Source organism: Alpinimonas psychrophila (assembly GCF_014137865.1).
Lineage (GTDB): Bacteria > Actinomycetota > Actinomycetes > Actinomycetales > Microbacteriaceae > Alpinimonas > Alpinimonas psychrophila.
The window spans coordinates 461,145-474,165 of the sequence record NZ_JACGWU010000001.1 but is presented as its reverse complement, the minus strand read 5'-3'; the positions used below and the strand labels follow the sequence as shown (position 1 = coordinate 474,165).

The following is a 13,021-nucleotide window of genomic DNA, read 5'->3' as shown; positions in this document are numbered from 1 at the left end:
CTCAACCGCCTATTTCGACAGCCACTCGAAGTAGAACAGTCCTACTCCAGCCGCCACACAGAGCCCAGAAATAATCCAAAAACGAACCACAATGGTGACTTCCGCCCATCCCTTGAGCTCGAAATGGTGATGGATGGGACTCATCAGGAAGATTCGTTTTCCGTGAGTGATCTTGAAATACGCCCTCTGCACAATGACCGAACCGGTGTCAACGACAAAGAGTCCCGCAAGAATAATAAGAAGAAGTTGGGTCTGGCTGAGAATGGCGAGAGCCGCTAATGCTCCACCGAGAGCCAGCGAACCGGTGTCGCCCAAGAAAATCTGCGCCGGGGACGTGTTCCACCAGAGGAACCCAATCAGGCCGCCCACGATGGCTGCCGCCACAATGGCGAGGTCAAGGGGATCCCGCACGTCGTAGCACTTGTATTGCACGGCGGGGTCGAGACGCAGGCTGTAGCACGACTGATTGAACTGCCAAAAATTGATGATGACAAAGGAGCCGATCGCAAAAATCGAAGCCCCCGTTGCCAGACCATCCAATCCATCCGTCACATTCACGGCGTTGGAGGTAGCGGTGACGATCAAGACAATCCACAGGCAGAAGACAATAATTCCGGCAACGAGACCCAGTTGCAGGAAGTCGATGGAGGTATTGCGGAGGAACGAAATACGCGTGGAGCCAGGGGTCTTGCCCGTCTCGTCGGGAAAGCTGATGACCAGGAGGGCAAAGGCAACAGCGACGACTACCTGGCCAATGATTTTGGAAACTCCGCCGAGGCCGAGACTTCTCTGCTTGTGCGTCTTAATAAAATCGTCGATGAACCCTACAAGCCCAAGACCCACCATCAGGAAAATGACGAGAAGGGATGATATTTCAACGATCGCGCCCGTTATCCAGACCGCACCGAAGTAGGCGATAACGACACCCAGGATGACGACAATGCCGCCCATGGTGGGCGTGCCCTTCTTCAGGTGATGTTCTTTGGGGCCATCTTCACGAATGAATTGTCCCCAGCCCACCGCACGGAAGAGGCGGATGAAAACGGGCGTCATGAAGAGCGTAAAGACGAGGGAAATTGCTCCAGCAAGGAGGAGAGTGCTCATGCGTACAACTCTCCTATTCGGTCACCGAGAAAACGAAGGTTAGCGGCGTTGGATGACTTGACGAGAACGATGTCGTCCACGGCAAGTAGGCCCGAAAGGTAATCGTAGGCCTCATCTTGCGTCTCGAAGAACTTCGACTCGCCATCCCACGAGCCCTCGTTGATGGCAGAAATGTGAAGCCGGCGCGCCCCGGCCCCCACGACAACTAATTCGTCGATGTTCAGGCGCACGATGAGAAGAGCAATGCGGTCGTGCTCTTCGCCGGAGAATTCACCCAGTTCCGCCATTTCGCCCAACACCGCAATGGTGCGGTTGTGTGGTCCTGCTACGAGAACGAGCGTCTTAAGTGCCGCTGCCATGGAGTCGGGACTCGCGTTGTACGCATCGTTGATGACCGTGACACCGTTACCCCCCATGACCTCCATGCGCCAATGCTCGGCGCGCTGAACCGACTCGAGAGCGTCAACAATAAGGGCGGTCGAGAAGCCCAAAGCCCGCCCCACCGCGGCCGCAGCCAGAGCGTTCATCACGTGGTGCTCACCAAGAACCTGAAAGTGCACGCCCACAGGCTCCGAATCGGGCACGTGCAGCACAAAGCTGGTGCCCGCGAGGGAAGCTTCAACATCCGTTGCACGCACCTGCGCCCGCGCAGAGAAGCCGAAGGTCACAACCGCCCCGGGCGCCCGTGAGCGCATGGACATCACGCGCGCGTCATCCGCATTCAAAATTGCGATGCCCGTTGGGGGCAGTGCTGTGACAAGCTCTGATTTGGCCGTGACCGTGGCCTCGACGCCACCAAATTCACCGGCATGGGCCAAGCCGACCATCAGGACAACGGCAATGTCCGGATGCACCATATCCGTTAGCAAAGAAATGTGACCGATGCCACTAGCTCCTAATTCAAGGATCAAAAACTCGGTGTCCTGAGTGACTTTCAACATGGTCAAGGGTGCCCCGACCTCGTTGTTGAACGAGTCGCGCGGCGAAACTGTGATGCCCGCCCTGCCACACATGGCGGCAACGAGGTTCTTTGTCGTCGTCTTACCGTTGGAGCCCGTTATGCCGACGACTCGGAGTCCGCCGAGTGCGCGCACGCGAGCCACGACTTCTTTAGCCAGTGCCCCCAACGCCACCACCGTGTCGCGCACGACAATCTGCGGTACCGCGAGTGGCAAATCTCCCTCACCGACGACCTCCTGCTCAACAATCACCAGCGCCGCTCCGTTGGCAACGGCAGCAGGAACAAAGAGGTGACCATCCGTTTCTTCACCGGGCTTAGCGACGAAGATGTCCCCCGGTGCAATCAGGCGAGAGTCGGTGTCGGTCAGCCCAGACACGACCGTGGAGGCGTCTCCTCCCATGAGCGTGCCACCCACAATGTGGGCAATTTCAGCCAGAGTGAGATCAATCATTCACGGTCTTCGCATCCACCCAGCCAGCGTCCCGAAGGGCATGGCGCACATCGTCTCTGGCGTCGTACGCCACATGTTGCCCGGCAACCTCCCGGTAGTCTTCGTGGCCCGGGCCGGCGTACAAAACAGCATCTCCCTCACCCACGAGCGTGAGCGCAAAGCGAACCGCCTGGGTGGGGTCAGCAACTTCGTACAGATCACTGGCGGCGCCCGCACTCCGCGCACCGGTCAGAAGTTGGGCCCTGATGGTCGCAGGGTCTTCGGTTCGCGGGTGAAAATCAGTAATAACAACGACGTCGGCCCCGAGCGCTGCTATTTTGCCCATGTCTTCACGCTTCGTTTTGTCCCGGTCGCCGTCCGCCCCAAAAACCATCACAATTTTTCCGGTGATCACACGGCGAAGAGAAGCCAAGATGCTCGCGAAGGCATCCGGGGTATGCGCGTAGTCAACGTAGAAAATTGGCCCTGTCGATCCCGAGACGATCTCCGCACGTCCGGGGATATAAACGGTGATTCCCCCATCGCGCTCGAGTGCTGCGGCAATGTCAGCAAGAGGGAATCCGCCCTCCACCAGCATCACAATGGCGAGAGCGGCGTTGGCGGCCATGAACTGGCCAAGAAGCGGAACCGAGACGCTGACGTTCGCACCCGACGACGATGAAAGTGTAAAAGACGTGCTGCGCGGGGTCTCCCCCGTTATCGTCACCCGCCAGTCGGCAGCAATTCTCGGGTCGGTCGCTAACGTCGTGACGGGAATCTTAGCCTGCGCAGCGAGCTTCACCCCCCATGGGGTATCGACGGTGACGACCCCACGCGCCGCACGCTCGTGCGTGAATAGCTGCGCCTTGGCCGCAAAATACGCGTCATAGGTTTCGTAATCGTCGAGGTGATCGTGGCTCAGATTGGCAAATCCAACGACATCAAAAAAGATTCCATCGACGCGGTGTTGCGTGAGTGCCTGAGCGGATACTTCAATAGCAACGGCCCGAACCTCATCCTCTTTCATTCGCGCGAGGAGGGCATGAAGTTCGGTTGCTTCGGGGGTCGTGAGGTGGCTGACCGTGGCGGTCGCGCCGATCCGTCGTTCCGCGGTGGAACTCAATCCGCTCTTTACCCCCAGCTGCTCGAGCACAGCGGAGAGAAGGTAAACCACGCTTGTCTTGCCGTTGGTGCCCGTCACGCCCAAGGTCAGCGGCGCTTCCTCAGCAGTGCGATACACCCACGCCGCAAGTTCTCCGAGAACTTCGCGAACGCGATCTGTCACCAATATGGGGATTCCGCGTTCGGCAATTGTCTCAAGATCAGGAGCGGCGATCGCCTCAACACCCGCATCGTCCGTGATGATGGCGACCGCGCCGGCATCGATTGCCGCTGCGGCGTAGCTTGCACCGTGAACACGTTTTCCCGCTAGGCCGACAAAGATGTCGCCGTGGCCGACCTCTCCGGTCGCCATCGTGATTCCCTTGATCTCGATCCCCGAGACCGTTCCCCCGCCAGCGTCACTGGAACTTAGAGAAAACGTCTCACGGAGTGCCTCAAGGGACCGTGAACGGGGGTGCTGCGGACGCAAAGACAACACTGATTCGGCCATCTCAAACACCTCCCTTCATGAGCAAAATCTTATCGGTTTCGGCCAGGCTAGAAACGGATGGGCAAGTCCGGTGCTCCGTCGGGTGACGGCTCCACACGGTATTTTTTCAACACTTGCGCCATCACTGCTTTCAGAACAGGCGGCGACGCCATCGACCCGTTACTGGCCGGGGACGCAATCGTGACGGTTACCACGTACTGCGGATCATTGGCCGGAATGAGGGCAGCGTTAGAAACGATGTAACTGTTTGAATACGTTCCGTCACCGGCCGATTGCTCGGCCGTTCCCGTTTTGGCGGCAATGCGGTAACCGGGAATCGAAATGTACTTCGAAATCCATCCCTTTGTTACAAAATTTTCGAGCATATTGACCGTGGTCGTGGCGGCAGCGTCAGAAACAACCTGCGTGGGCGCGGGGAGCTTCGTCGGCGTCAGCGTACCGTCCGGGGCAACGCACCCCTCCACGAGCTGCACCGGGAGGCGAACACCGTGATTGCCCAAGGCCTGGTAGGCACTGGCGACCTGAATTGCGGTGGTCGCGAGCCCCTGACCGAACATGGTGTTGTAATAGGTCTGGTTATCCCATTCCTGCCAAGGATGAAGGATGCCTGTTGATTCCGCTTGGAAACCAACGGCAGTCGTGGCCCCAAACCCAAATTTTGAGAGGTAATCGTAGCGTTTTTCAGCGCTCAGAACCTCCCCCAGTTGGGTGATGCCCACGTTGGAGGACTGCTCCAGCACACCGGTCAGCGTGAGTTGGAGGACCCCGTGCATCGACGCATCGTGGACCTTAGCGCCGTTGGGAAACTCAATGCTGTAGGGCGCAAGGACTTGGGAGTTTGGTTCGGCGAGACCGGCATCCAGGAGCGAAGCCGCCGTGAGCGCCTTGATCGTTGAACCTGGCTCAAACGGTGCCATAAACGCGAGCGAGCCGCGGTTGGCCTCCGCCGTGCCACCGACATTATTGGGATCAACTGTGGGGTAGTCGGCTACGGCCAAGAGCTTGCCCGTCTTAACTTCTTGCACCACGACTGTGCCCCACTTTGCCCCTGTGGCATCGACCTGCTTGGCCAAGACTTGTTGCGTAAACCACTGCAGGTCGGAGTCGATTGTCAGCTTGATGCTGGAGCCATCTTGGGACTGAACACTCGTGACCGTACTGCCAGGAATACGCACGCCGTCGGCCCCGCGTTGATAGTTTTCTTCGCCGTTGACGCCGGCCAAGCACTCGTTGGACGTCAGCTCAATGCCTGCCTGCGCGAGGCCATCTTGACCGACGTACCCCAGGAGATTTCCCGCGACGCTGCCATTTGGGTAGCTACGACCCGGCGACGGTTCTGAATACAGCCAGGGAATCCCTAAAGCATTGAGGGCACGAAACTTATCAACGTCCACACCCTTGACAACGTACGCGAAGTCACTGAGCGGATTGGCGGCCAGGGCATCCGCCACAATCTTCAAAATTTCCTCAGGCTTTTGGCCCGTAATGTTTCCAATTTCCACGGCCGCCTGCTGCGGTGTGATGGTGACGTCAGCACGATCCGTCACGCGCAAAAAATCCTTGGTGTTCTTGGGCGAAATCGTGACGTTGTAGCGCATGACGCTGTCGGCCAAAATGATGCCGTTAGCGTCAACGATTTTTCCGCGCTCACTGTAGATCGTGGCCGGTATGGAACGTTTGCCCAACGATTCTTCGTTGAAGGCCGAAGCCTGCACGATCTGGATATCTACCAATTTGACCATGAACAGGGCCACAAAGACCACGATCAGCAGCATCGAAACAACGGTCCTGCGCCGTGTTTGCTTAGTATTCACGGGAGAACCTCAAAGTCAAAAAATAGTCGCGACGGCATAGACGCGGGAGGAAGCGCGCTTTAGTGCGTCGACATACCTGGCAGGCCATTTTGCAACGGTACCGGGCCAGTGGCGACAACAGGAGTAGGCACGCTGGCTCCGGCACCAGCTTGTGAAGCGGCGGCGGCAGTGGCGGCAGTGGCGGCAGTGGCGGCAGTGGTCGTCACGAGGGGAACGTTTTTGAGGAGGGAGTTGGAGACGAGCGTGCCGCCACCAATGACCCCTGCGCCGACCGAAGCTGCTTCGGGACTGCCCAGAACGGCACCATCGGAGAGTCGAAGGTAGACGGGAGTGTTGTTGTTGACCATTCCCAGGGCTTCGGCGTTTGCCGCCAAGTTCTGAGGTGACGCAAGGCGGTCAAGGTCTTGACTGATGGACTGATGCGTGCGGATCAACTCGCGGTTCTGTGCCTGCAATCCCGAGATTTCATAGGCTCCGCTCGAGACTGCCACGCTGAGGAGGAGTTGAGCCACAATGATGCCAAAGATGACGGACATCGTGACGACGGCATAAAAGACTCGGGGCCGTGCGTGGCGTTGAGCTCGCGTTGCGACAACACGAAAGCGCGTGGGCCTAGGCGTCGTGCGGGGCGTATCAGGGCTGGTCCGCGGGGTCGTGAATTTGATGGCCGTTGCAGCGCTCATGCCACGTTCCTGATTCGTTCGGCTGCGCGCAAGCGCACAGGCGTTGAGCGGGGGTTTCGAAGCTTCTCGTCTTCCGAGGCAAGTTCTGTCCCTCGGGTGAGGAGACGAAATTCAGGCTTGTGCTGTTCCAGCTCAACGGGAAATCCGACGGGAGCGGTGGAAGCGGCTCCCGCAACCAAAAGCTGCTTGACGATGCGGTCTTCGAGCGACTGGTACGACATGACGACAATGCGGCCACCGAGACTGAGCGAGCGCAACGCTGCCGGAATGGCGGTCTCCAAGACTGCCAGCTCTTGATTAACTTCAATTCGCAGAGCTTGAAAGACACGCTTTGCGGGGTGTCCCGCGTGCGAGAGTGCGGCCGGGGTCGCATCGGTCAGAATGCTGACGAGCTGCGCCGAACGCTCGATCGGCTCGACCGCGCGGGCGGCAATGATGGCACGCGCATAACGAGCGGCCAGTTTCTCTTCGCCATAACGCTGAAAAACGCTCCGCAGGGCTGATTCAGGATACGAGGCCACGACATCGGCCGCGGTTTGACCCGCTGTCGCGTCCATCCGCATGTCCAAGGGTGCGTCCTTGGAATAGGCAAACCCTCGCTCGGCTCGATCGAGCTGAAGCGAAGAAACTCCGAGATCAAAAAGGATGCCGTTAGCGCCCGAGATCCCGAGGCCATCCAAGGCTTCAGCGATTCCGTCATACACAGTGTGCACGAGGTGAACCCGATCCCCGAAAGGAGCGAGGCGTTCCCCAGCGATGGCGAGGGCATCGGTGTCGCGGTCGAGACCGACGAGGGTGAGCTCGGGGAAGCGTTCGAGGAATGCCTCCGCATGACCGCCCATGCCGAGCGTTGCGTCAACCAAGACTGCCCCAGGAGCACTGATCGCCGGGGACAGAAGCTCAACGCAGCGGTCAAGCATGACGGGAATGTGAATGTCGTTGAGAGCCATAAGTAGCCGGACTTCGATCCCACATCCTGATCCCCATCCATCTCGACCTGCAACCGGGGAAGGTGTGTCAGGGCAGCTATGGCTGGGAGTCAGGACCTAGGTCTTAGAAGAGTCCAGGGATCACCTCCTCCGTGGTGTTGGCGAACGTTTCTTCATTTGCGCTCAAGTAGGTGTTCCATGCTTCGGCATCCCAAATTTCAATGCGGTTACCGGCACCAATGACGGTGAGCTCACGGTCAAGACCGGCGTAGGTTCGCAGGTTGGCAGGCACCGTAATGCGGAACTGGCGATCGGGAGTCTCGGCGCTTGCCCCCGAGAGAAATACGCGCAGAAAGTCACGGGCAATTTTGCTCGTCACGGGCGCCTGCCGAATGCGGTCATGGAGTTCTTCGAACTCGCGCGAGCTAAAGACGTAAAGACAATTCTCTTGACCGCGGGTAACGACAATGCCGGAGGCAAGCTCGTCACGAAACTTTGCCGGCAAAATGATGCGGCCCTTTTCGTCGAGTTTGGGTGAGTGCGTACCGAGAAACATATGGCAGCACCTCCCTTCAATTCCGGCCTTCGTTGGGTGCTTGCTCCACTTTACTCCACAACACACCACAATTTACAGTTATTGTCGCTTTTATTCGCTTTTTTTCGATCTAGTTCAAGCAAATAAAGGCATCTAGCTAGTGGAGGGAAATGGAGCCTCGCAAAGAAAAAATGGACAAAAAAATAACCGACCCGAAGGTCGGTTACGCGGTGGCGCTAAAGCGCGAAGAAAGTGCGCCTACAGGCGACCATCCTGGCGGTCGTCCCAACGAGACTCCATCCGCTGCATGAATGTCGAGGATCCCTTTGCCTTACCTTTTGAAGATTTTGCCCGAGCGGTCGAAATATCTGAAAGTGAATCAGGCACGAGGGAAGGTGCCGGACGGGCGGCAACTAAGGCTCCCGTGAACATGACGGCAAAGCCGACGACGCCGATAATGACGAGGTGCGTCATAACACCCGTCACGAGTGCGGCAAGCCCAACGGCTGCGAGCAACACGCCAACCACGATGGCCCGATAGTTGGGACGAAGAGACTCGCTCGTCGGTGCCTGCACTACGTCGGCCTCTCGCCCGTAAAGCCCGCGTTCCATTTCGTCGAGAAGACGTTGCTCATGCTCAGATAATGGCATGCGATTCTCCTTGACTTCTTGAAGCGATAAAACGAGCAGACAATCATTCTAACCGTCGTGCGCTGGATAGGCTAGGCGCGTGCTAGATAGGAATCAGTGGGTGAACCGAGTCAGTACTCGGCTCGACAGTTTCATTAGCGAACGCGAATCAATTCTGCGCTCTCTCGGACCGGATCTCGTGCCGTTTATTGACTTTTCTCGGCAATTTCTCAGCGGCGGTAAGAGATTTCGGGCACAGTTCGCCCTCCTAGGTTTCGGGACCCAGAACGCCGCGATTCCGGATTACGCCATAGACGTTGCCAGCGCGCTGGAGATCTTTCACGCGGCCGCCCTCGTCCACGACGACATCATGGATAAGTCCGACACGCGTCGCGGCGCGCCGTCCGCCCATCGAAAATTTGAAACCGTTCATGGCTCCGCCCACTGGGCAGGCTCCAGCGCTGACTTCGGAACGTCGGCCGCCCTCCTCTTCGGCGACCTTCTTCTCGCTTTTAGCGACGAACTCATCGCATCCGGACTGCTCGAATCTCCCGACAAAAAGGCAGCCCATCGTTCTCGCAAAGAATTTGATCGCATGCGACTCGATGTCACGGCCGGGCAGTACCTCGACATCGTGGAAGAGCGGGCATGGCCCAGCATTGACAAACTCGACGCACTCCCCCGCGCTCATCGCGTCGTGGTCTATAAATCTGCCAAGTACTCAGTTGAGGCGCCTCTCGTTATCGGGGCGGCGCTCGCCGGAGCCTCCGATCAGCACCTCACCACCCTGCGTGCTTTCGGCCTGCCCTTAGGGATTGCCTTCCAGCTTCGAGATGACCTTCTCGGCGTCTTCGGTGACCCCAGCGTGACGGGTAAACCCGCCGGCGACGACCTTCGTGAAGGCAAGCGCACCGTGCTGATTGCGTTGGCTCAACGCGCGCTGGCCGCTTCTGACGTATCGCAGATGGACGATCTTCTGGGAAACCCCCGCCTGAGCGGCGGAGAAATTGCCCACCTACGCGACATGCTCGTTGTGAGCGGCGCTGTTGATCAGATTGAGGCTCTCATAACGGAGCAAGTTTCGGTGGCGCGGAGCGCGCTTTCTGGCAGTGGATTCTCGGTCGCAACCGCCGCAGAGCTCTTGGCGCTCGCCGATGGCGTCACCCAACGCGCCCATTAGTCCCTGGCGAAAAACCCCAGCGCTGCCGGTTAGGCCAGGGCTTGCGCGATGCGACGAACCTCTGCCTTACGACCAGCAATCAGGGCGTCAATGGGAGTTGCGTTGAGGCTCTCCTCCACAGTGATCAACCAATCGACCACGGCGTCACCTTTGTAGCCTTGATCACTCAGCACAATGATTGTTCCGCGAAGTTCGGGACGCGCCTCAACCCCGTCGAGAAAAGTTTGGGGAACGCAGAGGATCCCGTTAACACGTTTAGCGGCGAGAGCATGATCATCAATCAAACGGCGGATGCGACTTGGACTGAGGCCCATTCGTTCGACAAGGTCAGGGATTGTTAGCCACACAGTGGGCGGGATCATTTCATTCGACACACCTCAAGCTTTCCATGTCTGGGCCCATATCTTCGCCACGCCGACGTTCTTTAGCTAAAACCTTCAGGTTAACGTAGAGACTGAGGGCCATTCAATGTCGATGAAAGGGTGTCGCTATGGACGGGCGAAGATTTCGGTCCAATCACGCCAACATGGTGACGCCATCGCTCACCGCTCGTGTTCGAAAGAACCCTCGAGCTTCCTTGGTCGTTCCCGTAGCACTGACCGCGATCGTCGGCGTCGTGCTGGGGGTACACAGTGCTCCCGGAGCTCATGCCGCCGACACTCCTCGCGGCGACCGCGTTTTAAAGTCCAAGCCCGTTGACCCGTCCGTGCTCCACCAGGTACCGCGTGAAGTTTCCCCCAACATTCGTGGCGGAAAGTATACGGTTGTCGAAGGCGATACGGTCGCTCAGATTGCCGCGGCCGCCGGCATCTCAACGGCCGAGCTCCTGGCGGCCAACGGTCTCAGCTGGAAGACCCTAATTTTCACGAGCCAGCAGCTCCTCATTCCTCGCTCGACCAGTGGCTCCAGCGTGCCGACCATGGCGCCGGCAATCACACGCCATCGAGTGGATGCCGGAGACACCCTTGAAATGATCGGGCGTACCTACGGGGTTCAGCCGCGCGCCCTGATGACAGCAAATGGTCTGGATCGTTCGAGCCGACTTATCGTTGGCCAACGCCTCGTCGTCCCCGATTCTCATGTCATGGGCGAATTGCCGGCCGAATCGGTCGCCTAGCACCTTTTGTATCGCTCACCGAGGACTCCTGCTAGAGCACCGGTGTTTCTGGCAGACAACACCACATCCCTTATCTAGACTTGAACAGTGAGTTCCGCATCGACCGACCCTATGATTGGCCGCCTTATTGACGGCAGATATCAGGTAAAGTCGCGCATCGCCCGTGGCGGAATGGCGACTGTATACCTCGCGACAGACTTACGTCTGGAGCGCCGCGTTGCCGTCAAAATAATGCATGGCCACCTCGCCGATGACAGTGCGTTCAAGGCGCGCTTTGTTCAAGAAGCTCGCTCCGCAGCGAGGCTGGCGCATCCCAACGTGGTCAATGTTTTCGATCAAGGTCAAGACTCCGACATGGCGTACATGGTCATGGAGTACCTACCCGGCATCACATTGCGTGACCTTCTAAAAGACTATGGAAAACTCACCCCCGAGCAGACGCTTGACATCATGGATGCGGTGCTCCGCGGCCTAGCGGCTGCCCATGAAGCCGGCATCGTGCATCGAGATCTCAAGCCAGAGAACGTGTTGTTGGCCGATGACGGACGCATCAAGCTTGGCGACTTTGGATTGGCCCGCGCAACCACGGCGAACACCGCTACGGGACAAGCCCTCCTCGGAACGATCGCCTATCTTTCCCCAGAACTTCTGACGCGCGGCGTGGCCGATGCTCGGAGCGATATCTATGCCGTGGGCATCATGCTGTATGAAATGTTGACCGGTGTCCAGCCATTTATCGGCGAGCAGCCCATGCAAGTTGCGTATCAACACGCAAATGAAAAGGTGCCTCGGCCCTCTCTCGTCAACCCCAGCGTTCCCGCATCCCTCGACGACGTTGTGATCTGGGCTACGAGTCGCACCCCCAGTGATCGTCCGGAGAACGCGGGTGCTCTGTTGGACCGCTTGCTCGAGGCGGAGCCCAGTATTCGGTCGGGCAGTTCACGCTCGGACCTGAGTGCCCAGCAGACGATGGTGATGCCGGCCGGCGTTTTGAACCTGCAAGACGATGAAACCCGAGTCATGACGGCAAGCGTCTTGGCCGGTGCCCACGCCGGTCGTTCTCGACCGGTCAACGCCGTGTCCACACTCTCTGCCGTGGCAATATCGCGCCGAAACCGCGGCGCCTGGCTCCTCGCTCTGGTCGTCATCTTCGCCGCTCTCGCGGGCGGAACAGGCTGGTACTTTGGATCCGGTCCCGGGTCGCTCGCGCTCATTCCCACCGTTGCCGGCCAGGGCTCAGAACAAGCCACCGCGCGGATTGTCGCTGAAGGTTTCACGACGAAGCTTGTCGAGCGAAGCAGCGTCCTTGTCCCGGTTGGGTTGGCCATTGCCACCGACCCCGCAGAGGGCGGCCATGCGACACGAGGCTCGCTTATTTCAATTTTTGTGTCAACGGGACCGCAGATCCTGAAAGTGCCGAGCTTTGCCAATCTCAGCGAGGCGGCCGCTTCGGAGCTTGCCACGAGAACTGGATTTGTGGTCGGTGCCTCGGTCAAGCAGTTCTCGGCAGACGTTGTTTTGGGGCACGTCATCGAGGCGCTTGACGCAACGGGAGCGCCACTACCCGCCGAGTATCCCGACGGTGGCGCCGTAAGTTTTGTCGTCTCGGCGGGCTCCATTCCGAGTGTTATTGGCCTCACCGTGGCGGAAGCAACCGCAAAGTTGGTTTCGGTTGGCCTCATCGTGTCAACGCCTACGGAGTCATTTAGCGACAGCGTCCCCAAAGGGATTGTGATCTCACAGTCAGTTCCCGAAGGGGCCGTTCGCCCGGGCGCCTCCGTCGGACTCGATATTTCCAAAGGCGAAGACCTCGTAGAGGTTCCAAATGTGATGGGACTCACCATTGCTCAGGCCTCGGCGAAGCTGCAAGAAAAGGGCTTTGGTTTTACAACCAACGTTCCGGCCATTTGGTATAACCGCCTAGAAGTGACCGTTCAGAACCCCGCTGCGGGTACAAAGGTGAAGCGCGGATCGACGATCGACATTCGCAACGACGGCTAGGCTACGTCGTTCATTACGAGTTCGT

At 58.5% G+C, this 13,021-nt stretch carries 12 protein-coding genes; 3 read left to right on the top strand and 9 right to left on the bottom strand.

The genetic code is table 11. The features are described from left to right. Positions 1–9: 9 nt before the first annotated feature. The 8 genes from mraY to FB555_RS02085 form a co-directional block, all read right to left on the bottom strand. The gene (gene mraY, locus FB555_RS02120) at positions 10–1,104 is read right to left on the bottom strand and encodes a phospho-N-acetylmuramoyl-pentapeptide-transferase (protein WP_182483776.1); all 1,095 of its coding nucleotides are present in this window, start codon (positions 1,102–1,104) and stop codon (positions 10–12) included. After that, positions 1,101–2,516 (bottom strand): UDP-N-acetylmuramoyl-tripeptide--D-alanyl-D-alanine ligase, encoded by a 1,416-nt coding sequence (locus FB555_RS02115; RefSeq protein WP_182483775.1) that lies wholly within the window; start codon positions 2,514–2,516, stop codon positions 1,101–1,103. Before FB555_RS02115 ends, mraY begins: the two co-directional genes overlap by 4 nt. After that, positions 2,509–4,107, bottom strand: a complete 1,599-nt coding sequence (locus tag FB555_RS02110) for a Mur ligase family protein (RefSeq protein ID WP_182483774.1) — start codon at positions 4,105–4,107, stop codon at positions 2,509–2,511. Before FB555_RS02110 ends, FB555_RS02115 begins: the two co-directional genes overlap by 8 nt. 47 nt (positions 4,108–4,154) lie before the next feature. Further along, positions 4,155–5,921 (bottom strand): peptidoglycan D,D-transpeptidase FtsI family protein, encoded by a 1,767-nt coding sequence (locus tag FB555_RS02105; RefSeq protein ID WP_343046376.1) that lies wholly within the window; start codon positions 5,919–5,921, stop codon positions 4,155–4,157. Positions 5,922–5,980: 59 nt separating this feature from the next. Then, entirely contained in the window at positions 5,981–6,604 is a 624-nt protein-coding gene (ftsL, locus tag FB555_RS02100) for a cell division protein FtsL (RefSeq protein WP_182483773.1), read from the bottom strand. Then, positions 6,601–7,554: a 16S rRNA (cytosine(1402)-N(4))-methyltransferase RsmH gene (rsmH, locus tag FB555_RS02095; protein ID WP_182483772.1), complete on the bottom strand. Its 954-nt coding sequence runs from the start codon at positions 7,552–7,554 to the stop codon at positions 6,601–6,603. The genes ftsL and rsmH overlap by 4 nt, the downstream gene beginning before the upstream one ends. Before the next feature lie 103 nt (positions 7,555–7,657). Beyond that, a complete protein-coding gene (gene mraZ / locus FB555_RS02090; protein ID WP_182483771.1) occupies positions 7,658–8,089 on the bottom strand; it encodes a division/cell wall cluster transcriptional repressor MraZ in 432 nt (143 codons plus the stop codon). A gap of 237 nt (positions 8,090–8,326) precedes the next feature. Continuing rightward, positions 8,327–8,719, bottom strand: coding sequence for a DUF3040 domain-containing protein (locus tag FB555_RS02085; RefSeq protein ID WP_182483770.1), 393 nt, complete (start codon positions 8,717–8,719; stop codon positions 8,327–8,329). A gap of 100 nt (positions 8,720–8,819) precedes the next feature. Here FB555_RS02085 and FB555_RS02080 point away from each other — a divergent pair, with 100 nt between their 5' ends. Next, positions 8,820–9,878, top strand: coding sequence for a polyprenyl synthetase family protein (locus tag FB555_RS02080; RefSeq protein ID WP_182483769.1), 1,059 nt, complete (start codon positions 8,820–8,822; stop codon positions 9,876–9,878). 29 nt (positions 9,879–9,907) lie between these two features. Here the strand turns inward: FB555_RS02080 and FB555_RS02075 are convergent, their stop codons facing one another. Next, positions 9,908–10,252: an Rv2175c family DNA-binding protein gene (locus tag FB555_RS02075; protein WP_425485575.1), complete on the bottom strand. Its 345-nt coding sequence runs from the start codon at positions 10,250–10,252 to the stop codon at positions 9,908–9,910. Positions 10,253–10,368: 116 nt separating this feature from the next. On the opposite strand from FB555_RS02075, the gene FB555_RS02070 reads away from it, so the two are divergent. Beyond that, entirely contained in the window at positions 10,369–10,995 is a 627-nt protein-coding gene (locus tag FB555_RS02070) for a lytic transglycosylase (RefSeq protein ID WP_182483768.1), read from the top strand. Positions 10,996–11,082: 87 nt separating this feature from the next. Further along, positions 11,083–12,996: a Stk1 family PASTA domain-containing Ser/Thr kinase gene (gene pknB / locus FB555_RS02065; protein WP_343046375.1), complete on the top strand. Its 1,914-nt coding sequence runs from the start codon at positions 11,083–11,085 to the stop codon at positions 12,994–12,996. Positions 12,997–13,021: the final 25 nt, after the last annotated feature.

Bases quoted from the DNA above. Each gene is read 5' to 3' on its own strand.
- mraY (WP_182483776.1), bottom strand. From the start codon at position 1,104: ATGAGCACTCTCCTCCTTGCTGGAGCAATTTCCCTCGTCTTTACGCTC.
- FB555_RS02115 (WP_182483775.1), bottom strand. From the start codon at position 2,516: ATGATTGATCTCACTCTGGCTGAAATTGCCCACATTGTGGGTGGCACG.
- FB555_RS02110 (WP_182483774.1), bottom strand. From the start codon at position 4,107: ATGGCCGAATCAGTGTTGTCTTTGCGTCCGCAGCACCCCCGTTCACGG.
- ftsL (WP_182483773.1), bottom strand. From the start codon at position 6,604: ATGAGCGCTGCAACGGCCATCAAATTCACGACCCCGCGGACCAGCCCT.
- rsmH (WP_182483772.1), bottom strand. From the start codon at position 7,554: ATGGCTCTCAACGACATTCACATTCCCGTCATGCTTGACCGCTGCGTT.
- mraZ (WP_182483771.1), bottom strand. From the start codon at position 8,089: ATGTTTCTCGGTACGCACTCACCCAAACTCGACGAAAAGGGCCGCATC.
- FB555_RS02085 (WP_182483770.1), bottom strand. From the start codon at position 8,719: ATGCCATTATCTGAGCATGAGCAACGTCTTCTCGACGAAATGGAACGC.
- FB555_RS02070 (WP_182483768.1), top strand. From the start codon at position 10,369: ATGGACGGGCGAAGATTTCGGTCCAATCACGCCAACATGGTGACGCCA.